Raw genomic sequence first — 20788 nt, 5'->3', positions numbered from 1 at the left:
TTTTCAAAGAGACCTGACATGCTCAAAGTCGATCACGCGAGCGTCTATTTCCAGACACGAGACGGCCGGACGGTTCATGCGCTCGACCGCGTCTCGCTCGCCATTCCCGAAAACAGCTTCGTCGTCGCGCTCGGCGCGTCCGGCTGCGGCAAGTCCACCCTGCTCAATGCCATCGCCGGCTTCCTGCCGTTGTCGGAAGGCGCGATCACGCTGGACGGACGGCCCGTTACCTCGCCGGGTGCGGATCGCGGCGTCGTGTTCCAGAAGGATACGCTGCTGCCCTGGAAGACGGTGATCGACAATGTCGCCCTCGGCCTGAAATTCGCCGGCGTGCCGAAAGGCGCCCGCCGCGAGCGCGCCGAGCAATTGTTGCATCTCGTCGGCCTCAAGGATTTCGCAGCCGCCTTCCCGTATGAACTCTCCGGCGGCATGCGCCAGCGCGTCGGCATCGCCAGAGCGCTCGCAACCGAGCCCGCCGTGCTCTTGATGGACGAGCCCTTCGGCGCGCTCGACAGCCTCACCCGCGAGCAGATGCAGGAACTGCTGGTCTCGATCTGGAAGGAGACGCATACCCGCATCTTCTTCATCACCCACTCGATCGAGGAGGCGCTGTTTCTCGGCACCCAGGTCGTGGTGATGTCGCCACGCCCGGGCCGCATCGTTGCCCGCTTCGATCTCGATTTCGTCCGTCGCTTCGCCGAGACTGGGGACGCCAGGGCCGTGAAGACATCGCCCGAATTCGCCAATCTGCGGGAAGAAATCCGCGACATCCTGCATGGATCGGAAGAACTGAGGAGTGCCGCCGAATGAGCGATTTCACCGAAACCGGCCGCGTCGTCATCGGTTCGCCCGCAGAACAGCCGAAGCTCGTGAAGATGAAAGGCTTCGGCGCCGGCGAAAAGCCGACCGTGCTGATCAGCATCGCAACCGCGCTGGTGCTTCTCGCCGCCTGGTGGCTCGTGGCCAAACTGGCGCTGGTGCCGCATCTCTTCCTGCCGACGCCGCAGGAGGTGTGGACGCAGCTGGGCGCGATCTACAATGACGGCTATGCCGGCGCCTCGCTTTACGAGCACGTCTCCGCAAGCCTGTTCCGCATCGTCACCGCCGCCGCGATTGCCACAGTCGTCGGCATTCCGGTCGGGCTGCTTATGGGGCTGAACCGCTGGGTCAAGGGCGTGCTGGATACGCCGATCGAGTTCTACTGGCCGCTGCCGCCGCTGGCCTATCTGCCGCTGATGATCATCTGGCTCGGTATCGGCGAGACCTCGAAGGTGACGCTCCTGGTGCTCGCCATGTTCGCGCCGATCTGCCTTTCGGCGCAGGCCGGTGTCCGCTCGCTGCCGATCGAGCGCGTCAACGCCGCTCGCTCGCTCGGTGCCCGTCCCTGGCAGATCCTCGTCAGCATCGTGCTCCCCTCGGCGCTGCCCGAAATCCTGACAGGTCTGAGGATCGCGCTCGGCATCGGCTGGGGCACGCTGGTGGCAGCCGAGCTGATCGCCTCGACGCGAGGGATCGGCTACATGATCATGTCGGCGTCGCAGTTTCTCGCAACCGACGTGGTCTTCGTCGGCATCGGCATCATCGCCGCCTGCGCCTTCTCATTCAGCGCCGCCATCCGCATCCTGGAAGCCGTGCTGGTGCCGTGGAAGGGGAAGAGCTAGCGATCGCGACAGTTCATCCCCCATTCGCGGGGATCGGGTACTCTACCCGTGAGCAAGCCTTGGCCGCCGTTGCCAGACGGCCGGCCGATGCCTAGATTGCGATGCCGCAGAACAGACCGAAATGGACCGCAGATCGTGAATGTCGACGATACCTTCCCCTCCCCGGCTGAGCTGAGCGCCGCGCGCCGCCGGCCGCTGGTCGCGATTATCGGCGGCGGTATTTCGGGCGCGGGTGTTGCCTATCACCTGGCGCTCGCGGGGCGAGACCACCCGCCGGCCATCACCGTCTTCGAGCCGCGCGCCGAGCTCGGCCGTGGCCTCGCCTATGACACCAACGACCCCGCGCACCGCATCAACGTGCCCGCGGCGAGAATGAGCCTTCTGCCGGAGCATCCCGCTGATTTCCTCGAATGGATCGAGCTCAACGATGCCATCGCCGACGATCTCGCCGCACGCCGCGCCGATGGGGCGATCTTTCCGCGCCGTGAGCTGTTCGGCCGATACGTTGCATCGGCATTGCGGCCGCTGGTCGAGACCGGAGCCGTCAGGCACCGGCGAGCAGTCGTCACCGATGTCGAGCGCGACGGCGCCTTCTGGAGGATTTCCGATAGCCAGGGCGGGCAGACCTTTGCCGATTATCTGGTGATCGCGACAAGCCACCCCTCGCCCTCTCCGCCCTCGGCACTGATGGCGCTTGCCGGTCACCCGAAATTCGTCGCCGATTCCACCGTGCCCGGCGCGCTCGACGTCATCAGCCCAGACGATCGTCTCCTCGTCGTCGGCAACGGGCTGACGGCGGCCGATGTCGTGGCGTCGCTCGATAGCACCGGACATCGCGGCCCGGTGACGTCGATCTCCCGACGTGGCTTGAGATCGCGGGGCCATCCGGCGGTCGCACAGGATCCGTTTGGCGCGTTCGAGACGGTGCCGGTCGAGAGCGCCACGCAGCTATTGCGCCTCGTCCGCCGCACCATCCGCGAGGCCGAACAAGCGGGGCTCACATGGCATGCGGTGCTGGATCAGGTGCGCGGTCACGGGCATGCGATCTGGCGGGCGCTGCCTGTGTCGGAACGCCGCCGGATCGTCCGTCACCTTCGCCCCTTCTGGGACGTGCACCGCTTCCGCATCGCGCCACAGGTGGAGGAGGTTCTGGACCGCGCGGTCGCCAACGGCCGCATGGAAGTGCTGGCCGCCTCCGTTACGAGCATCAGGCGCGAGGGCGATGACATCGGCGTCGTGTTGCGACAGCGCAACGGCGGGCTGCTGGAACGGGTCTACGATGCGGTCGTCGTCACGACCGGCCCGGCTCACGGCGGCATCCTGAACAGCCAGCCGTGGCTGGCCAAGCTACGCGATCTCGGCCACCTGGCGCTGGACCCGACCGGGCTGGGCATCGCCTGCAACCTCTCGTCCGAAACCCTTGCCGGCGATGGCCGACCGGACCCGACGCTGTTGATCTCGGGCCCCCTGGCGCGCGGCACGTTCGGCGAACTGATGGGTCTGCCGCAGATCACCGAACACGCGGTCTTCGTCGCGAGCGAACTTGATCGAAAAGTCGAGAAAGATCTCGAACAGGATTGATATCGCTTGATAAACGATAGCTTCGTTATCGAGCGGCACCCTCGGCGAAAGCCTCAAGTTCCGGGTCGAAATCGACTTCGACGACGTTGTTGAAGACGGCGGTGGCGATCATGATGCCGGCGAAAGCGACGAGATCGACCAGCGTCTTGGCGTCGTAGCGCTGCTTCAGCGCAACCCAGATTTCACTCGGGATGGCGTTAGAATCGGCCACGATCGCCTTGCCGAACGCGTCGAGCAGCATCTCCTCCTCGGAGAGCTCCAGCGCATCAGGATCAAAGCCGTTGTTGATCAGCGCGCGGCGGAAGAAGGTGATGGCGATCTTCGACTTGCAGGCTTTCGAAATCGCATGGGAGAAAATCCAGATCGGCCGGTCGCTGATTGCGGCCAGCTCGGCGCGCAGCGTGAACCATTCCGCGTAGATGCGATGCGCTTGAGGCGAATGCAGCAGCGTCCGCTTCATGTTGGTCATCCGGCCGCGAACCCTGACTTCCTCGTCGTGAGCGGAGCGGATTTCCTCGGAAGCGGTGTCGTAATCAATCTGCGGAATATGGCTCATGTCTCGGTGCTCGTTTGATCATGTTGGTGCCAAGCTGTTAGCTCAAAAGCGCATGCCGTGGAAAGCGACAAGCGGCCGCGCATGATCACACATTCAGGAGAAAGTTGCCCGTGCCCTAAGCCGCGTGGGTCTGCGACGTGAAAGGCTGATGGGCTACGCTGAAGCGGTTGCGGCCGCCGCTCTTGGCGGCGTAGAGCGCGCCGTCGGCGGCCGCGAAGATGTCCTTCGGCGCAAGATAGCTGGCGGCGAGCGCCACACCGACCGAGCCGCCGATGCCGATATGGCGGCCATCCTCGTCGCAGGATGCCGCAAGCGCGCTGACGATGGAGCTGGCGATACGGGCCGCCTCGTCGCTCGACCCACAGCGATGGAGCACGGCGAATTCATCGCCGCCGATGCGCGCCACGAGCTCGGCGCCGCCGAGCACGGATCGCAGGCAATTGGCCGCCACGCGCAAGCATTGGTCTCCGGCCTGATGGCCGAGCCGATCATTGACCTGCTTGAAGCCGTCGAGATCGATAAGGAATAGGGCCACGCTCTGCCTGGAGGTCTCGGTCGCGCACAACCTCTCGAAGGAGGATTGGAACTGGACGCGGTTCGGCAGGCTGGTCAGGAGATCGAATTCGGCGAGATAGCGGATCTCGTCGAAGAGCTTCTTCTCGGCCGTGATGTCCTGTTTCATCCCGAAGATGCGGACCGGCTGGTCGCCCTCGCATTCGACCGTGGCGGTGATGCGGATCCAGCGATGGTTGCCCTTGGCCGTGATGATCTCGGCGTCGAGGCTGAAGCCGGATCGCTCCTTGATGGCCCGGTCGCGCAGCATGGTCAACTCTATGCGCGATCGCTCGGTATAGAGCTTGACCGTTTCGTTGCGGCTGAGCGGGTGGCCGATCGGCAGATCGAAGAGCTCATAGACCATGTCGGTCCATGCCAGCGTCTCGTCCGGGAGATTGCATTCCCACACGCCGATGCGGGCAGCGCGCGACGAGTGGTCGAACAGCTTCTTCAGGTGGACGAGTTCGGCGGACTTATCGGCGGAAAACGCGTCGGCGCCGATCTCGGAGCAATCAGGACGAGCGGATGGGCGTCCCGTAAGCCGTGACCTGACTTCGCGTACTATCGATGAAAACATTCGCCGCCTCTGCCATGCAAGAAGGCGATCATGCCTTCGACTTTGCATATTCTTCAGCAAAGGTTGACGTTGTACTCCAGCGATCGTTTTCCCACTAAATTATAATGGAAACAGATGATCGTGCCTAAGGAAGCGTTAACGCGCGGCTTAGCCAAATGACGACTTCGTGCCATGGCGGGTCATCTTGCCGAACGGCGCGACAAAGCTGATTTTCCCGGTGTCTCGGCTCGATCGTCGCGGTCCGCTTCGCGCATGATCCGGCCCATCGTCTTCAACCGCTCGATCAAGTCGCTTCCGTCGGCGGAGGCGCGCGTCCGCTCCAACAACTGATACTCGCGAGCTGCCTGCTGCCAATGCTCGCCGCCGCGCCCGTCAGGCCGGCCTTCCGCTTCCCACAGCGCATAGGCGCGCTGGTTGATCCAATCGTCTTTACTCAAAAACATGAAAGACCTCGAACAACGGATTATGAAAATCAATAGATCCGAGGCTGACAAATGGAGCTTAGCAAGTCGTTACTTCGGCGCGACTTTCGTCGTCCCCGTCGCAATATTATCGGTTAAGCTTCGTCGCGATCGTCTCTCCTGTCTAAAGCGCGTCTTCCGGCAGCCAGGAGCGGTATAGGGGATGATCAGAAAGGATCGGCAGGGATGTCGGAAGTCCGGTGCGCTGCGAGTGGTAGGCGGCGGTGACCAGTTCCAGCGAATTGCGGGCGTCGGCAAGCGTCACCGGCGGTTCTTCGTTGCGGACCAGCGCCTGATGGAAGAGCTCGAACTGGCGGGTATAGCCGTCCTCCTTGACCTCGTAGCGGGCGAGCGCCGCGTCCACCTTCCGCTGGTGCTCCTCGTTGCCCGCCTTGAAGCTCCAGGGATCGCGGCCCATCGTGTAGGGCTCGATGATGCTTTCCGCCACCAGATCGCGGAAGCAGAAGCGCAGGCGCGAAATCTCCTCGCGCGAACCGAGCGTCATCGACAGGCTGGCGAGCGATCCGTTCTTCATCTTCACCGACAGCGCTGCCGTATCCTCGACCTCGATCGGATTGACCAAGGTCGCTCCGAAGGAGAAGAGCTCGGCGCAGGGGCCGTGGATGTAGTTGAGCATGTCATGGGCATGAATGGCGTGGCCGAGCAGGCCGCCGCCAAGCTCGGTCGCCCATTTGCCGCGCCAGGGCACCGCGTAATAGTCGGTCCCGCGCCACCAATGGGTCTCGATCGTCGTGAGGAACGCCTCGCCGGTGAGCCCGAGCTCAATCAGCATCTTCAGCTTCTGAAGACCGGAGCCATAGCGATACTGGAAGATCGGCATCAGCTTCGGGCCGTTAGCCTTGGCGACGATGCCGGCCATCTCGTCCACTTCGGCGATCGAGCCGAACAGTGGCTTCTCGCAGATCACATGCCTGCCCACCTCGATCGCCTTGCGGCAGAGATCGAAATGGGAGCTCGGCGGCGTGCAGATGTCGATGATATCGAGATCGGCGCGGGCGATCATCACCTCGGCATCCTGCGTGTACTCAGGGATCCCGAACTCCTCGCACAATGCCTTGCCGCGATCGGCGTCGAGCGAGCACAAGACCACGACGTCGAACAGCTCCTTGTTCCAGCTGAAGCCAGACAAATGGCGCGCAGCGATGCCGGCGCCGATCACGCCGACGCGAAACTTCCTGCTCATCTCAGCGTCCCCCGACCGGAGCTTGACCTTGGCCGATCCTCACCGCATTTGCCTGCGCCTCGAGCGACAGCCGGCAAACTTCGTAGACATGCGCCTGCGGCATCGCCGTCTCCGTACGGTCGCGCACGTCGGCCAGGAACGCCTCGAAGTAGTCGAGCTTCTCGTCGCTGCAATCGATGTGGGTCATCTCCTTGCCGTTGACGAGGAAGAGGTGATCCTTGCCGGGACGGCCGGAGATGTCGATGTATTTGCGCAGCTCGATATAGCCTTCGGTCCCGAGAATCGTCAGGCGACCGTCTCCCCATGTCGGCAGGGCCTCGGGCGTGAACCAATCGACGCGGATGTAGCCGGAGCCCTTGTCGGAGCGCAGAAGCACCTCGCCGAAATCCTGGAAGGCCGGCCGGTCGGGCATGCCGAAATTGCCGATCGAGCTTGCGGCAACCGTGGCCGATGTCGAGCCGGTGTAGAACAGGAACTGATCGACCTGGTGCGAGGCGATATCGACGATGATGCCGCCGAATTTCTCCGGGTGGAAGAACCAGTCGGGCCGCGTCGGAAGCTGCAGCCGGTGCGGCCCCATGCCGAGCGTCTGGATGACCGTGCCAATCGCGCCCGATTGGACGAGCTTGCCGGCCTTGACGGCCGAGCGCACGCAATGGCGTTCGGAAAAGCAGATCGAGAAGATACGGCCCGTCTCGGCCACCGTATCCTTGACCGCCTGCAACTGCGCCGATGTCGTCACGCCGGGCTTGTCCGTCATCACGTCCTTGCCGGATTTCATGGCGCGGATGGCGAGATCGGCGCGGTCGGCCGGGATCGCCGCGATGCAGATCACGTCGATCGAGGGATCGGCGAGCAACTGCTCCCGATCGATCTGCGGGGCATCGGGATAGGTCTTCTCGAACATCTCGCGAATGGCCGGAACGGATGTCTTCGGGCAATAGCCGACGAATTCGGCGCCGGCGGCCAGCAGTCCCTTCACGTGATCGAAGGTATGCCCATGGTCGATCCCGACAACGGCAAATCTCAACATAGAAACGCGTCCTCCTCACTTGCAGCGCGAAGCCCAGATCTATCGGGCTTCACCGCACTCCTCGTGACAAGACAGACAGCGAAAGCGATATGCTGTCAAGATCGGACGATCCGGTCGGATTGCTCTAATTCAGGCTATAATATTGTTTTTAAATGGAAATCTTTTGTATCTAAATAGTTATTTACTGACGCAATGGCCGCGTCAGAACGTCACCATCAGCCGCGCATTCACGCCCTGATCAACGGTGTCGCGCGACAAGGCTGCGTTATAGGACAGGCCGAGTCTCGTATTGTCCGACACCAGCGCATCAAAGCCGAGCTCGATGAGCGCCGCGTTCCTGGTTGCTGTGAGCCCGGTCACGCCGAAGGACGAGCCGCCGGAAAAGGCGACGACGTCGACCGGTGCGAGATCGCCGAACGCATAGCGCCAGCCGATCATTCCTCTGGCTTCGACCGTAACGTCCTCGATTGAGAAGGCAGACGTGGTTCGTAGCCCCAAGGTGGTGAGCCCGACATTGTCGTTGCCATCACCCACCTCTAGCGCGGCATCCCCGCCAGTTTCGTTGAAACCATTGGAGCGCGCGTTGACATAGGCGGCGCCGGCGAATGGTTCGAGCGTTGCCTGACCGAGGTCGATCGCGTATCCGGCCTCGCCGAAAATCTGCGCCGTCGCCGCCGAATAATCGGCTGAGAGCCTTTCGCTGAACCCGGGGAAGACGACGTTGCGGGTCGTATCGAGGTCGTGCCAGGTGTAGGCAACACCACCTCTAACCCTGACCTGGCCGAAGTCCGCTCCGGCATAGAACGCGATGTACCAGTCGTCACTGTTCGCGCGGGCATTGCGACCGTCATCGTCGAAAGACGATCTGCTGTAGCCGCCGGCGAGGCCAATCCTGACGGTATCGCTCATTTCGCCATCGCCGCCGAGGAAGAAGCCGCCGATGGAGCGGTCGAGAGCGGATGCTTCCGAGGTTGCGTCGCGGGTCGCCCATGAGCCGACACCTTGAAGCCAGAGGCCGTTTGCGGGCTCCTCGCTCCGCGCCGTCTGGCCAGTGCCATAGAGGCGGTCGTTGAGCGTATCTCTGATGAAGCGGCTGTCGTCGATCATCGAGGAGCGGATGGATGCGTAGCTCTGGCCGGAGAGCTGATCGAGGGCCGTGTCGATGGCGGTCGTGGAGACCTGCCCCACGATGGCGTCGAAAACGGGATTGCCCGAGCCCAATGACTGCACGCCGGTTCCCGTGCCGATCCGCGCGAAGCTCCGCGCCGCGATGGCGGAGGTGATGGGCTGGCCGTTATAGGTCACGTCGAGATAACCGCTGGAGGCATCGTAGGCGAAGGCGAGGTCGGCCAGCGGGAGCTGCTGTGGTGTGTTGGCGAAGAGGCCACTAACGCCGCCGGTTGCCGTGATCAGCGTGTAGCGGGCCGGACGAAAGAACGAGCCGACGAGATCGAGCGACGAACCGCCGATCGTGGCCACGCCGGTGACGTCAAGAAGATCGCTCGTCCCCACAAGACCCGCATAGCCGATGTCCGCCCTATAGGTCGAGCCGGGAGCCAGCAGCAGATTGCCCGCGATGGAGAGCACGCCGATGTCGTGGCCGGTGCTGCCAGGCGAGATGAAGCCGCCCGCGTTTACCGTCGTCGACGGCAAGGTACTGTCATAGCCGGCGATCGTGCCGCTGGAATTCACGGTGAGCGAGCTTGAGCTCGACAGGTCCATGCCGTTGATGGCGAGAGTACCGCCATTGACGATTGTCGCACCGGTATAGGCCGCCGTTCCCGAAAAGACCTGTGTCCCGGCGCCGGTCTTGACGATACCGAGCGGACCGGCGGAGAAGCTGCCCATAAACGCGACTTGCCGCCACGCCGCCGTATCGATGGTCAGCGTCGCCGCACCGCCCGACGTGCCGACGCTTCCGGCGCCCGAGAGAGAGCCGATCGTCGCCACATGTCCCACGAGGTCAAGGCTTCCGTTGACGATAAAGCCGCTCGTTGGAGAAAGCACATTGTCCGCGCCCGCCTGCAAGGTGGCGGCGGATCTGATCGTCGTATCTCCGGTGTAGCTGTTCGCTCCGCCAAGGGTGAGCAGGCCGCTTTGCAGCGTCAGCGCGCCGCCGCCCCTGATCGCGCCGGATATGGTCGTGTTGCTTGCGCCGACGGCCAGTTCGCCGTCTGAAATCAGGATGCCGCCAAGCAGCGTCGCGCCGGTCGAAAATCCGAGAAAGGTCGAGCCGCCGGTCTGCAAGCCGTCCGCGCGCGTGGCTCCATCGCCGCTCAAGCCGCCACTGATCGCGCCACCGTTGATGATCGACAGGTCCCGGCCGATGATGCCGACACCGCCCGCGCCCGCCGCCCCAGGCGTGCCGAAGAGGCCGCCCGACCCGCCGGCTCCGCCAGCGCCGCCGGTGATCGTAGCGCCTGCGCCGATCGTGACTGCGGTCGGGACAGTTGCGAGGAACCCAGGGCCGCCCGCACCGCCGGCGCCGCCGGTAGATCCCGGCGAGCCTGAAGCCGCACCACCCGCGCCCCCTGCCCCGCCCGATAGCGTGGTGCCCGGTGCAACGTCGTACGGGACGCGCTCTTGTGCTTGCGAATGGACCGGGACAGCGAAGGCGGCGGTGCAGAGCAGGAGTGCCAGCGGAATTTGGAAGCAACGGAGGGCATTCGCCCCGGCGATATGCTCGCGGTGGCCAGTGTTGCGATGACGAGATAAGCGCCAACGATTGATAATGGACGTGTCCCCTCTGCCCAGAATCTCAGCGTAAGCAAGTATTTGCGAATTGTCTAATGGATGCGTACCGAAATCGCAGCGCGGGGATGCCAATTTGTCCTGATGGTAAATTTCGAAGGCTGCCGCGCATCGGCGCCCGGAACGCTATCGAGCCGATCCGGGGGCGGCAATTGGCGCTTGGCACGAGATATGCATCGTCGTCTTCGGGGTTCCTTTGCTTGGAGGGAAGAATGACGGCTTTGGTCACTGACATCGTGAGTGCCACCGGACAGCTTGAAACCGCCATCTTGAACGCGACGATTGCGTCGCCGGATATCTGGATCGGTTCCAAATCCATGAAAACGAAAGCAAAACTGCTTCCGCACGTGCTTGTGCAGCAATATCCCGAACTGTCCGAGATCGAATGCGAGCTGCGCGGACTGTTCGAGACATGCTCAAAGGCGATTGACCGGAATTCGATCAATCCCGTGGTTGCAAAAGCGGCAATCTCGCTTGCCCACGAATATCAGGCCGTCATCGAGGGCCTGCGCCGCTAATTTTAGAGGCGCGTCCAGATCAGCGAGCGGCAGATGACCTTCATGGTGCAGCCGCGCATCTTCACGGTGTCACCGGAGACGGTCAGCACGCCGTCAAACGTCTTCTTGCTGTCGGGCTCGATGATCGTGCCGGTGAAATTGCCGTTCTCGCCGGTAAACGTGCCGATCTTCTGGCCAGCATGATCGCCGGTCTTCATGGTGATGCAATAGCCGTTGCCGCATTCCGAAATCGTCGCCGTCGTTCCGACCTGCGTCTTCCAAACACCGACCACCGGCTCCTGCGCTAACGCCATAGGCGTCAACGCCAGCTGCGTCACGAGCGCCAGGGGCGCTGCGATTGAAAAGAGCGGTTTCATGGGATGCTCCTGTATCGTTCATGCCTAAGCGCGGGGTCGCCAAACGGCCGATCGCGCGAAATTGCGCCCATCCGAGCGCTGCTCCAACCCTTCGTCGGAGCGCTGAGACCGATATAGGTCGAATGGCGGCGAACGCCAGAAAAAAAGCGGGAACCCGGCGCCCGAATTCCCGCTTTCTCACATCATCATGGAAGACGATGGATTATGCCTCGAGCCACTTCACTTGCTCGGGTGTCAGCTTGATATCGAGCGCCGAAAGGCTGTCCTCCAGCTCGGCGATCGTGCGTGGTCCGATCAGCGGAATGACCGGGAACGGCTGCGCGATCACATAGGCGAGCGCGATGTGGATCGGGCTGCGGCCAAGCTTTTCCGCGAGCTCGATCGCACGGTCGCGGCGCACGAAGTTGCGGTCGGAATACCAGCAACGGACGATTTCCTCGTCGTCGTGCTTGTCGCGGCCGGCGCGGTCGGTGAAGAAGCCACGCCCCTGGCTGGACCATGCGAAGTTCGGCACCTGCCGCTCGTTGAGCCATGTCTTCCACTCGTCGGTCGACGACGTCACGCAACCGGCCCAGATGGGGTCGAGCATTTCGGCCAGCGAATAGTTGTTCGACAGCGCAGCCGGCGCCAGCTTGCCGTTCTTCTGAGCATAGGCCGCAGCCTCGTCCATGCGCTCGCGGGTCCAGTTGGAACCGCCGAAGATGCCGCGGATGCGCCCGCGCTTGACCTCTGCGTCCATGGCATCGACGAACTCGCCGACCGGAACGTCCGTGTTGTCGCGGTGCATGAAGTAGATGTCGACATAGTCAGTCTTCAGGCGGTTGAGCGACTGGTCGAGCTGCTTGGCGATGACATCGGGGTAGACCAGCGGCGAGTGTGCGCCCTTGCCGATCAGCACGATCTCCTCGCGGTTGACATTGCGGCTGGTGTGCCAGTCGCCGAAGATGCTCTCCGTCTTGCCGCCGCCATAGATGAAGGCGGTGTCGAAGACATTGCCGCCGGCTTCATAGAAGGCATCGAGTGTCAGCGAGGCGGCGGCGAAGTTCGGGAAGAACTCGAAGCCGAGCGTGACCACAGAGGCGGGCTTGGAGATGCCGGGGATGGCGCGCTTGGGAATGCTGTTGCCGAGCGTGACCTTGTCGCCGGCGAGATTGCTTACGCGCTTTGCAGCCTTCTCGACGCTGTATTCCAGGCCGATCGACGCGCGCCACTGATCGAGCACGCGCAGATTGCCAATGGAATCGGCCCAGCCCATGCCGGGAGAAGTGAATTCCTGCTGGCCGGCGCGGATGGCATCGCCTGCCGCATCGACTTCGAAGGAATAGAGCCAGCGATCTTCCTTGACCTCGATCGTCTGCTGCTCGTTGCCCTTGAAGAGCTCGATCTTGCCGACGCCGCCCTTGTGGCCCGAAGCGAACCAGAAGTCCTTGACCTCGATGCGGCCTTCCGAGCCGATGATGCGCAGCGTGTTGTCCTGGTTCGCCATGATCGAGCACGAGACTTCGGCGATGACGCCGCCGGGGAACTGCAGCACGGCGGACGCCCACTCATCGACGCCCGACTGGCCGAGATGGCCGACGCCCGCGACCTTTTCCGGCTCCAGGAACGGCTTGCCTTCGGCAGCCCCCGCGATCAGCCGCGCCATCGAGACCGGATAGCCGCCGACATCGAGAATGCCGCCGCCGGCGGTCTCGTTGGCAAACAGCCGGTGTTCCGGGCGGAACGTGCCCATGTTGAAGCCGAAGCTGGTGCGGATGATGCGCAGCGCGCCGATCGCGCCCGATTTCACCAGCTCGACGATCTTGGCCGTCTGCGGATGGACGCGGTACATGAAGGCCTCGCCCGCGAAAACGCCGGCCTTCCTGGCTTCATGGTAGATGGCGTCGGCATCGTAGGCTGTCAGCGCGATCGGCTTTTCGACCAGTACATGCTTGCCTGCCCGGATCGCCTTGATCGCCCATTCGGCGTGGCCGGTGTGCGGCACGGCGATGTAGACGGCGTCGATCTCGCTATCTTCAAGCAGCGCCTCGTAGCCCTTGACGATGCGGGCGCCGGGGAAGTTTTCAGCGAGACTCGGCTTTTCGGGATTGCGGGTGGCGATGGCGACGAGCTTGCCGGTGCGCGAATGCGCGATGCCATCGGCGAAGGTGCGCGCAATGGTGCCCGGGCCGATGATACCCCAGCGGATCGGTTGATCTGAGCTCATGGGAAAGTCCTCTTCTTTCATGTCAGTCAGTTGCAAGTCTTGGGATGGAAAACAGGTCAGCGCAGGCGTTTGCCGGCGCTGTCGAACAGGAAGACGCGTTTTGCGGCGAGCCCGACGGTCAGCGTGTCGCGCTCCGCGGCGGTGCGTGATTCCGGGCGCTCGATGATCATCTGCTCGCCGCCTTTCGTGGTGGCGTAGATGTAGCTGGTGTTTCCGAGGTGTTCGGCGACGTCGATGGAGACAGTCAGATCCGTATCCCCCTGCCCGGCATCGCTGAAGTGCTCCGGCCGGATGCCGACCGTGACGTCAGCGCCCTTCTCGACCGCCGAGGTGACCGGCAGCGTCAGGCGAACGCCCGGCTCGCCGGCGATGGCGACGGTGGCCGTTCCGCCCCCTGTCTCGATCACCTTGGCCTTCAGGAAGTTCATCTTCGGTGAGCCGACGAAGCCGGCGACGAACTGGTTGGCGGGATCGTCGTAGAGATCGAGCGGCGCGCCCACCTGCTCGATGTTGCCGGACCGGAGCACGACGATCTTGTCGGCAAGCGTCATCGCCTCCGTCTGGTCGTGGGTGACGTAGATCATCGTGGTGCCCAGCTGCTTGTGCAACCGCGAGATCTCGACGCGCATCTGCACGCGCAGCTCCGCATCGAGGTTGGACAGCGGCTCGTCGAACAGGAAGACCTGCGGCTCGCGCACGATGGCGCGGCCGATGGCCACGCGCTGACGCTGGCCGCCGGAGAGCTGCTTCGGGCGCCGCTGCATCAGCTCGTTGATCTGCAGGATGTTGGCGGCATGCTTCACGCGCTTTTCGGTATCCGCCTTGGGATTGCCGTTCATGCGCAGGCCGAAGCTCAGGTTCTCCTCGACCGTCATGTGCGGGTAGAGCGCATAGGACTGGAAGACCATGGCGATGCCGCGATCGGCCGGCTCGACATCGTTGACGACCTTGCCGCCGATGTTGATCTCGCCGCCAGAGATATCCTCCAGCCCAGCAATCATGCGCAGCAGCGTGGACTTGCCGCAACCCGACGGGCCGACGAAGACGACGAACTCGCCATCCTTCACGTCAAGATCGGCGCCATGGATGATCTCGAGCGCGCCGAAGCGCTTGACCACGTTTTTCAAAGAAAGTTCAGACATCAGGCGTTCCCCGACTATTTGACTGCGCCGGCCGAAATGCCGGCGATGAAGTGACGTTGCAGGAACACGAAGACCACGAGGATCGGCGCGGTGAGCAGCATGGCGCCGGCCATGATGCCGCCCCATGAAACCTTGGTGAGACCGATCAGCGATCCGAGCGCCACCGGCGCGGTCATCATTCCGGGCTTGGAATTGATGAGCAGCGGCCAGAGGTAGTTGTTCCACGACGCCAGGAAGAGGATGATTGCGAGCGCCGCCATCGTCGGGCGTGCCAGCGGCAAGGCGATCCGCAGGAAGATCTGCCGCTCCTTGACCCCTTCGACACGCGCGGCATCGAAGAGTTCAGCCGGCATCATCGAGAAGGCCTGCCGCATGAACAACACGCCGAGCGAGTTGAACAGCGGCGGGACGATGAGCGCCACCCAGGTGTTGGCGAGCTTGAACTCGCGCGCCACCATGATGAACTGCGGGATGACGACGACGGCGAAGGGCAGCGTGATGGTGCCGAGAATGATGGCCACGACCATCGACTTTCCGACGAAGCGATAGCGCGCAAGCGCCCAGCCGGCCATCGACGTCAAGAGTACCGACAGGAAGGTATAGACCGAGGCGACCACGACCGAGATGAACATGGCACGCACGAAGTCTGTGTCGGCCTGCAGGTTCTTGAAGTTCTCGACGAAGTTCGTCGACGGCCAGAGCACGATGTCAGGGCTGAAGATGCCGTAATCGGGCATGGTCGAGAAGACGAACATCATCCAGATCGGAAACAGCCAGACGATCGCAAGCGGCGTCAGCACGACATGCAGCAGCACGGTCTGCAGCATCTTGGATTGGGACTTGGATTTCATTTCTGTTCCCTCCCGACCCACAGATTGAGCAGCGAGATCGTGATGGCGAGGATGGCCATGGTGTAGGCGATCGCAGAGGCGTAGCCGAAGTTCAGCGAGAGGAAGCCCTGGCGATAGAGCAGCAGGCCGAGCGTCTCGGTGCCGCCGCCGGGACCACCGCGATTGGTGATCAGGAAGGGTTCCGCGAAGAGCTGCATCGTGCCGATGACCGACAGGATGACGCAGAACAGGATGATCGGCTTCAACAGCGGCAGGGTGATGTGGATGAACTGCTTGGTCTTCGACACCTTGTCGAGCGTCGCCGCCTCATAGACATCGTCGGGGATCGATTGCAGGCCGGCGAGCAGGATGATGGCGTTATAGCCCGCCCAGCGCCAGGTGACGGCGATGATGACGAGCGCCATCGCTGCATTGGCATTGTCGAACCAGGAGACCGGAGACAGACCGACCGAGGTGATCAGCTTGTTGACGATGCCGAAATCGATGCTGAACATCAGCCGGAACACTGCGGCATAGGCCACCTCGCCGACGACGACGGGCGCGAAGAAGGCAAAGCGATAGAGCGGGCGCGCCTTCAGGAGCGGCGAGTTCAATAGCACGGCCATCAGCGTCGCAAGCGCGATCATGACGGGCACCTGGATCACCAGGATGATCAGCGTGTTATAGAGCGCATTATAGAAGGCGGGATCGCCGATCAGGCGTCCCCAATTGACGGAAGCGCTGAAATTCCAGGGATTTACGCGCGTGTTCTGAAACGAGATCAGAAACGAACTGATGATAGGCCATAGCCAGAAAGTGGCGAAGACGAGCAGATAGGGCGCAAGAAAAAAGTATGCGCTCCGGTTCCGGATCGGCATTTCATTCTCCTCAAAGTCGAAGCGAGAGATGGAAGCCGGGCACCCACAGGATGCCCGGCATCGTCACTCATTCCGCAATGGGAAGGCCGGTAGCGGTCTCGATCTGCTTGGCAGCATCGTCGAGCGCCGTCTTCGCATCGGGATAGCCGCCGGCGAAGTACTTGGTCTGCGTTGCCTTGTAGATCGCGTCCGCGTCCGTCTGGAACTGCGTGCCGCGGCTCGGCTTGATCTTCGGCAGGGTCGAGAGAATATCGGCCCAGACCTTCTGGCCGCCCCAATAGGGCTGCGCCTCGTTGACGAACGGATCCTGCACCGCCGACAGCAGCGACGGAACGAGACCGAAGGACTTCAACATCGCGACCTGGCCTTCATTGGTGCCGAGTGCGTAGTCGACATAGGTCCAGGCGGCCTCCTTGTTGGCCGAGTTGGCGGCAATCGCCAGCGACGAGCCGCCGAGGTTGGCCGCATGCGGTCCATCCGGCGTCAGGCTCGGCATCATGTAAACGCCCCACTTGCCGGAGAGATCGGGCGAGCCCGAGCGCACGGTGCCTTCATACCAGCCGCCATACATCTGGCTGGCAGCCTTGCCGGCGGTGTTGGCCTGGATCTTTTCGTCCCAGATGGCGGCCGTCAGCGTGCCGGCGTCCTTCATCTCCTTGACCTTCTCAAGGGTGGCGACGCAAGCGGGCTGGTTGATGGTGATGTTCTGGCCATCGGTCGAGAAGTAGCCGCAGCCCTGCTCGTTGGAGATCATGCGGAACCATTCGCTGTCGCCGTTGAAGTCGGCCTGGGCCATGACGACGCCGGGATTGGCGGCCGATATCTTCTTGCCGGCGGCGATGAAATCGTCCCAGGTCTTGATCGATGCCGGATCGACGCCGGCCTTTTCGTAGAAGTCGCGACGATAGAAGACGGCGACCGGGCCGGAATCCCACGGCATGGCATAGGCGACATCGCCCACTTCAAGCTCGGTGCGCTTGAACTCAGGGAATTTCCCTTGGATTTCAGCCGTATAGCCAAGATCCTTCAAGTTGGCGAAGCAATCCGGGAAGCGATTCCAGAAGATTTCGGCCTCGAAGTTTTCGACGGTGACGATATCAGGAAGACCCTCGCCGCCAGCGGCGCAGGCTGCCAGCATCTTGTCGAAAACCTGTTGGTTTCCAAGGTCTTCCACCGTTACTTTGATATCCGGATGGAGCTTGTTGAAGCCCTCGAGCGTGGACTTCAGCGCCGATGCGGCGACGTTCCAGCTCCAGATGGTGAGATTGGCGGACTGCGCGAATGCGGAGCCGGATGCAAGAAGTGCAACAGCAGCGGTTGCACCGATAAGTTTGAAGCGCATTGAAAATCCTCCCTTTTCAATTGCCGTCCCTTAGCGAACGTGACTACACTAACCGCAAGGGAGCCGCTGTCTCCTAAAAAGGGAATATGGATTTGGCGGAAAGTAAGATTGAGCAGAGGGCTGTCTATCAGCCGGGAGCGAGCAGCATCGAGGGATTGCCGACGGCACTCCAGATGTTTCACAACCATCCGCCGCCAATGCTCATGCCGCATTGGCATGTGCAGGTGGAGTTGAACTACATCATGCGTGGTGAGGTGCACTACCGCATGAACGGCCACGACATCAGCATGAAGGCCGGCGACATGTGCCTGTTCTGGGGCGGCCAGCCGCACCAGATGGACGAGAGCAGCGATGATTCGATCTATGCCGGTGGCCATCTGCCGCTGGTCTATTTCTTCCGCATGCGCGTGCCGATCAACATTTCGAGCCGGCTGATGAAGGGCGAGATCCTCTTCACGTCCGCCACCGATGCCGCCGACAGCGAGAACTTTCCGCGCTGGGTGGCCTATGCGAAATCCGGCGATGCCGCCAAGGCGCAGCACGCCGTGGAGGAGATGCTTCTGCGCATCGAGCGCATCGTGCTCGAGCCCTATTCGATGTTGGCGCCAAACGGCTTGTCGGCGACCGATGATGTCGAGCAGGCCTATCCGCAATCGTCGCGTAGCGTCGCGCGCATGTGCGACTTCATCGCCCTGAACTTCCTGCACGAGATCGATTCGGTCGATATCGCCCGCGCCGCGGACCTGCATCCGAAGTATGCGATGAACCTCTTCAAGAAGACGACGGGCATGACGCTCAGCAAATACGTCAACCTGCTCAGGCTGTCGCGCGCGCAGGCGATGCTGATGAACGAAGAGGCGAATGTGCTGCAGGTGGCGATGGATAGCGGATTTGGCTCGATCAGCGCCTTCAACAAATCCTTCCGCCATATCGCCGGCATGTCGCCATCCGATTTCCGTCGCGACTCGCGCTTCATCTCGCAGTACGTTCCCGCCTGAGGAGGCAACGCCGTAAACGTTGCCGGAGTAACTTGAGCCGTTTCGCGCGCCGACAATCCGCCATGTTGCCGATGATACTTGGAGGTACCGATCGGCTAATCGCATGACAATACCGCAGCAAAACCAAGGAAAATGATCGTGGTCGAGAAAACACCCCCCTCATCCAGTGACACTGCAATCAACGAGCAGACCGGGGGCCCGCAGCTTCGCTCCAGGGCCTGGTTCGACAATCTGGCCAATCCCGACATGACGGCCCTCTATCTCGAGCGCTACATGAACTTCGGCCTCAGCCAGGAAGAGCTGCAGTCGGGCCGGCCGATCATCGGCATCGCGCAGACGGGTTCGGACCTGTCTCCCTGCAACCGTCATCACATCGAACTTGCCAAGCGCGTGCGCGAAGGCATCCGCGATGCGGGCGGGATCGCCATCGAGTTTCCGGTGCACCCGATCCAGGAAACCGGCAAGCGCCCGACCGCCGGCCTCGACCGCAACCTCTCCTATCTCGGCCTCGTCGAGGTGCTTTACGGCTATCCGCTCGATGGCGTCGTGCTGACGATCGGCTGCGACAAGACCACGCCGGCCTGTCTCATGGCCGCGGCAACCGTGAACATCCCCGCGATCGCGTTGTCCGTCGGCCCGATGTTGAACGGCTGGTTCCGTGGCGAGCGCACGGGCTCGGGCACGATCGTCTGGAAGGCCCGCGAGATGATGGCGCGCGGCGAGATCGATTACCAGGGCTTCGTCAAGCTCGTCGCCTCCTCCGCACCATCCACCGGCTATTGCAACACGATGGGCACGGCGACCACGATGAACTCGCTTGCCGAAGCGCTCGGCATGCAGCTGCCGGGCGCCGCAGCCATCCCCGCCCCCTACCGTGACCGCCAGGAAATCTCCTACGAGACCGGCCTGCGCATCGTCGAGATGGTGCGCGAGGACCTGAAGCCATCCGACATCCTGACCAGGGAAGCCTTCATCAATGCGATCAAGGTAAACTCCGCGATCGGCGGCTCCACCAACGCGCCGATCCACCTGAACGCCCTTGCCCGCCATGTCGGCGTCGAACTCTCGGTCGACGACTGGCAGACCCATGGCGAGGAAATCCCGCTGCTCGTCAACCTGCAGCCGGCAGGCGAATATCTGGGCGAGGATTACTACCACGCCGGCGGCGTCCCGGCCGTCATGGGCGAGCTGATCAAGCATGGCCACCTCGACACCAACGCGATGACGGTCAACGGCAAGACGGTCGGCGAGAACTACACGGCTTCGATGATCGAGGACGAGAAGGTCATCCGGCCGTTCGACCGGCCGCTCAAGGAGCGCGCCGGCTTCCGCGTGCTGAAGGGCAACCTCTTCTCCTCGGCGATCATGAAGACCAGCGTCATCTCGCCGGAATTCCGCGACCGCTATCTCTCCAATCCCGAGGACCCGGAAGCCTTCACCGGCCGCGCCGTCGTCTTTGACGGGCCGGAGGATTATCACCACCGCATCGACGATCCGTCGCTCGCGATCGACGCCGCGACCATCCTATTCATGCGCGGCGCCGGCCCGATCGGTTACCCGGGTGCTGCCGAAGTGGTGAACATGCGCGCGCCGGATTACCTGTTGAAGCAGGGCATCTCGTCTCTCCCCTGCGTCGGCGACGGTCGCCAGTCGGGCACATCGGGCTCGCCCTCGATCCTCAACGCCTCGCCGGAAGCGGCCGCCGGTGGTGGTCTTGCGATCCTGCAGACGGGCGATCAGGTGCGCATCGATCTGAAGAAGGGAACCGCCAACATCCTGATCAGCGACGAAGAAATCGCCAAGCGGCGCGCGGAACTGGTCGCCGCCGGCGGCTATGTCTATCCGGAAAGCCAGACGCCGTGGCAGGAAATCCAGCGCTCCTATGTCGGGCAGATGGAGACTGGCGCGGTGCTGGAGCCGGCGGTGAAGTACCAGCGCATCGCCCAGACCAAGGGTATCCCGCGCGATAACCACTAAGCGGCGACTTTCGATCATGGGTCGGTGTCTGGACAGGCGCCGGCCCATGAGCGTTTTCGCGGATAGGCGATCATTCCCCGCCATTCCGGCCTTGCCCGGCGTCGGCGAATGTGATCGATTTTGCTGCCGCTGGGTTGGAGGGCGGCGCATCCCCTGGCTCAT

The 20788-nt window shown here is 62.7% G+C and carries 18 protein-coding genes; 6 read left to right on the top strand and 12 right to left on the bottom strand.

Features of this window, described 5'->3' with window-relative positions; translation table 11 throughout:
- The first annotated feature begins 18 nt into the window (after positions 1–18).
- From ACIQUB_RS28565 to ACIQUB_RS28555, 3 genes are all read left to right on the top strand, one after another.
- On the top strand, positions 19–810 hold the full coding sequence (locus tag ACIQUB_RS28565) for an ABC transporter ATP-binding protein (RefSeq protein WP_112533824.1): 792 nt from the start codon (positions 19–21) through the stop codon (positions 808–810).
- Positions 807–1661, top strand: a complete 855-nt coding sequence (locus tag ACIQUB_RS28560; protein WP_402934535.1) for an ABC transporter permease subunit — start codon at positions 807–809, stop codon at positions 1659–1661. The genes ACIQUB_RS28565 and ACIQUB_RS28560 overlap by 4 nt, the downstream gene beginning before the upstream one ends.
- Before the next feature lie 87 nt (positions 1662–1748).
- Positions 1749–3242: an FAD/NAD(P)-binding protein gene (locus ACIQUB_RS28555; protein ID WP_402934533.1), complete on the top strand. Its 1494-nt coding sequence runs from the start codon at positions 1749–1751 to the stop codon at positions 3240–3242.
- Positions 3243–3267: 25 nt separating this feature from the next.
- On the opposite strand, the gene ACIQUB_RS28550 is transcribed toward ACIQUB_RS28555, so the two are convergent.
- From ACIQUB_RS28550 to ACIQUB_RS28525, 6 genes are all read right to left on the bottom strand, one after another.
- A complete protein-coding gene (locus ACIQUB_RS28550) occupies positions 3268–3798 on the bottom strand; it encodes a hypothetical protein (protein ID WP_402934530.1) in 531 nt (176 codons plus the stop codon).
- A gap of 115 nt (positions 3799–3913) precedes the next feature.
- The gene (locus tag ACIQUB_RS28545) at positions 3914–4930 is read right to left on the bottom strand and encodes a diguanylate cyclase domain-containing protein (RefSeq protein WP_402934527.1); all 1017 of its coding nucleotides are present in this window, start codon (positions 4928–4930) and stop codon (positions 3914–3916) included.
- 179 nt (positions 4931–5109) lie between these two features.
- Complete coding sequence (locus ACIQUB_RS28540; RefSeq protein WP_402934524.1) at positions 5110–5373, bottom strand: DUF2934 domain-containing protein; 264 nt, start codon at positions 5371–5373, stop codon at positions 5110–5112.
- A 142-nt stretch (positions 5374–5515) separates the two neighbouring features.
- Entirely contained in the window at positions 5516–6595 is a 1080-nt protein-coding gene (locus ACIQUB_RS28535) for a Gfo/Idh/MocA family protein (protein ID WP_402934521.1), read from the bottom strand.
- Between the two features lies 1 nt (position 6596).
- Entirely contained in the window at positions 6597–7628 is a 1032-nt protein-coding gene (locus ACIQUB_RS28530; RefSeq protein ID WP_402934518.1) for a Gfo/Idh/MocA family protein, read from the bottom strand.
- A gap of 201 nt (positions 7629–7829) precedes the next feature.
- A complete protein-coding gene (locus tag ACIQUB_RS28525) occupies positions 7830–10454 on the bottom strand; it encodes an autotransporter domain-containing protein (RefSeq protein WP_402934515.1) in 2625 nt (874 codons plus the stop codon).
- 77 nt (positions 10455–10531) lie between these two features.
- On the opposite strand from ACIQUB_RS28525, the gene ACIQUB_RS28520 reads away from it, so the two are divergent.
- Entirely contained in the window at positions 10532–10897 is a 366-nt protein-coding gene (locus tag ACIQUB_RS28520; RefSeq protein WP_402934512.1) for a hypothetical protein, read from the top strand.
- Positions 10898–10899: 2 nt separating this feature from the next.
- Here the strand turns inward: ACIQUB_RS28520 and ACIQUB_RS28515 are convergent, their stop codons facing one another.
- From ACIQUB_RS28515 to ACIQUB_RS28490, 6 genes are all read right to left on the bottom strand, one after another.
- The gene (locus ACIQUB_RS28515; RefSeq protein ID WP_402934509.1) at positions 10900–11253 is read right to left on the bottom strand and encodes a DUF2147 domain-containing protein; all 354 of its coding nucleotides are present in this window, start codon (positions 11251–11253) and stop codon (positions 10900–10902) included.
- 202 nt (positions 11254–11455) lie between these two features.
- On the bottom strand, positions 11456–13459 hold the full coding sequence (locus ACIQUB_RS28510; RefSeq protein WP_402934506.1) for an aldo/keto reductase: 2004 nt from the start codon (positions 13457–13459) through the stop codon (positions 11456–11458).
- A 56-nt stretch (positions 13460–13515) separates the two neighbouring features.
- Positions 13516–14601: an ABC transporter ATP-binding protein gene (locus ACIQUB_RS28505; RefSeq protein WP_402934503.1), complete on the bottom strand. Its 1086-nt coding sequence runs from the start codon at positions 14599–14601 to the stop codon at positions 13516–13518.
- A 14-nt stretch (positions 14602–14615) separates the two neighbouring features.
- On the bottom strand, positions 14616–15452 hold the full coding sequence (locus ACIQUB_RS28500; RefSeq protein ID WP_018901638.1) for a carbohydrate ABC transporter permease: 837 nt from the start codon (positions 15450–15452) through the stop codon (positions 14616–14618).
- Positions 15449–16309 (bottom strand): carbohydrate ABC transporter permease, encoded by an 861-nt coding sequence (locus ACIQUB_RS28495; protein ID WP_402934499.1) that lies wholly within the window; start codon positions 16307–16309, stop codon positions 15449–15451. The genes ACIQUB_RS28500 and ACIQUB_RS28495 overlap by 4 nt, the downstream gene beginning before the upstream one ends.
- A 67-nt stretch (positions 16310–16376) precedes the next feature.
- Positions 16377–17651: an ABC transporter substrate-binding protein gene (locus ACIQUB_RS28490; protein WP_112435662.1), complete on the bottom strand. Its 1275-nt coding sequence runs from the start codon at positions 17649–17651 to the stop codon at positions 16377–16379.
- 86 nt (positions 17652–17737) lie between these two features.
- Here ACIQUB_RS28490 and ACIQUB_RS28485 point away from each other — a divergent pair, with 86 nt between their 5' ends.
- Complete coding sequence (locus ACIQUB_RS28485; protein ID WP_402934494.1) at positions 17738–18649, top strand: helix-turn-helix domain-containing protein; 912 nt, start codon at positions 17738–17740, stop codon at positions 18647–18649.
- 132 nt (positions 18650–18781) lie between these two features.
- The gene (locus tag ACIQUB_RS28480) at positions 18782–20626 is read left to right on the top strand and encodes an IlvD/Edd family dehydratase (protein WP_402934491.1); all 1845 of its coding nucleotides are present in this window, start codon (positions 18782–18784) and stop codon (positions 20624–20626) included.
- The last annotated feature ends 162 nt before the right edge of the window (positions 20627–20788 follow it).

It is taken from the genome of Rhizobium sp. NPDC090275 (assembly GCF_044772225.1).
GTDB lineage: Bacteria > Pseudomonadota > Alphaproteobacteria > Rhizobiales > Rhizobiaceae > Rhizobium.
This window is presented reverse-complemented; position numbering and strand designations above follow the sequence as displayed.

Excerpts from the sequence above, each read along its gene's own strand:
- ACIQUB_RS28565 (WP_112533824.1), top strand. The coding sequence starts at position 19 with ATGCTCAAAGTCGATCACGCGAGCGTCTATTTCCAGACACGAGACGGC.
- ACIQUB_RS28560 (WP_402934535.1), top strand. The coding sequence starts at position 807 with ATGAGCGATTTCACCGAAACCGGCCGCGTCGTCATCGGTTCGCCCGCA.
- ACIQUB_RS28555 (WP_402934533.1), top strand. The coding sequence starts at position 1,749 with ATGCCTAGATTGCGATGCCGCAGAACAGACCGAAATGGACCGCAGATC.
- ACIQUB_RS28550 (WP_402934530.1), bottom strand. The coding sequence starts at position 3,798 with ATGAGCCATATTCCGCAGATTGATTACGACACCGCTTCCGAGGAAATC.
- ACIQUB_RS28545 (WP_402934527.1), bottom strand. The coding sequence starts at position 4,930 with ATGTTTTCATCGATAGTACGCGAAGTCAGGTCACGGCTTACGGGACGC.
- ACIQUB_RS28540 (WP_402934524.1), bottom strand. The coding sequence starts at position 5,373 with ATGTTTTTGAGTAAAGACGATTGGATCAACCAGCGCGCCTATGCGCTG.
- ACIQUB_RS28535 (WP_402934521.1), bottom strand. The coding sequence starts at position 6,595 with ATGAGCAGGAAGTTTCGCGTCGGCGTGATCGGCGCCGGCATCGCTGCG.
- ACIQUB_RS28530 (WP_402934518.1), bottom strand. The coding sequence starts at position 7,628 with ATGTTGAGATTTGCCGTTGTCGGGATCGACCATGGGCATACCTTCGAT.
- ACIQUB_RS28515 (WP_402934509.1), bottom strand. The coding sequence starts at position 11,253 with ATGAAACCGCTCTTTTCAATCGCAGCGCCCCTGGCGCTCGTGACGCAG.
- ACIQUB_RS28510 (WP_402934506.1), bottom strand. The coding sequence starts at position 13,459 with ATGAGCTCAGATCAACCGATCCGCTGGGGTATCATCGGCCCGGGCACC.
- ACIQUB_RS28505 (WP_402934503.1), bottom strand. The coding sequence starts at position 14,601 with ATGTCTGAACTTTCTTTGAAAAACGTGGTCAAGCGCTTCGGCGCGCTC.
- ACIQUB_RS28500 (WP_018901638.1), bottom strand. The coding sequence starts at position 15,452 with ATGAAATCCAAGTCCCAATCCAAGATGCTGCAGACCGTGCTGCTGCAT.
- ACIQUB_RS28495 (WP_402934499.1), bottom strand. The coding sequence starts at position 16,309 with ATGCCGATCCGGAACCGGAGCGCATACTTTTTTCTTGCGCCCTATCTG.
- ACIQUB_RS28490 (WP_112435662.1), bottom strand. The coding sequence starts at position 17,651 with ATGCGCTTCAAACTTATCGGTGCAACCGCTGCTGTTGCACTTCTTGCA.
- ACIQUB_RS28485 (WP_402934494.1), top strand. The coding sequence starts at position 17,738 with ATGGATTTGGCGGAAAGTAAGATTGAGCAGAGGGCTGTCTATCAGCCG.
- ACIQUB_RS28480 (WP_402934491.1), top strand. The coding sequence starts at position 18,782 with ATGATCGTGGTCGAGAAAACACCCCCCTCATCCAGTGACACTGCAATC.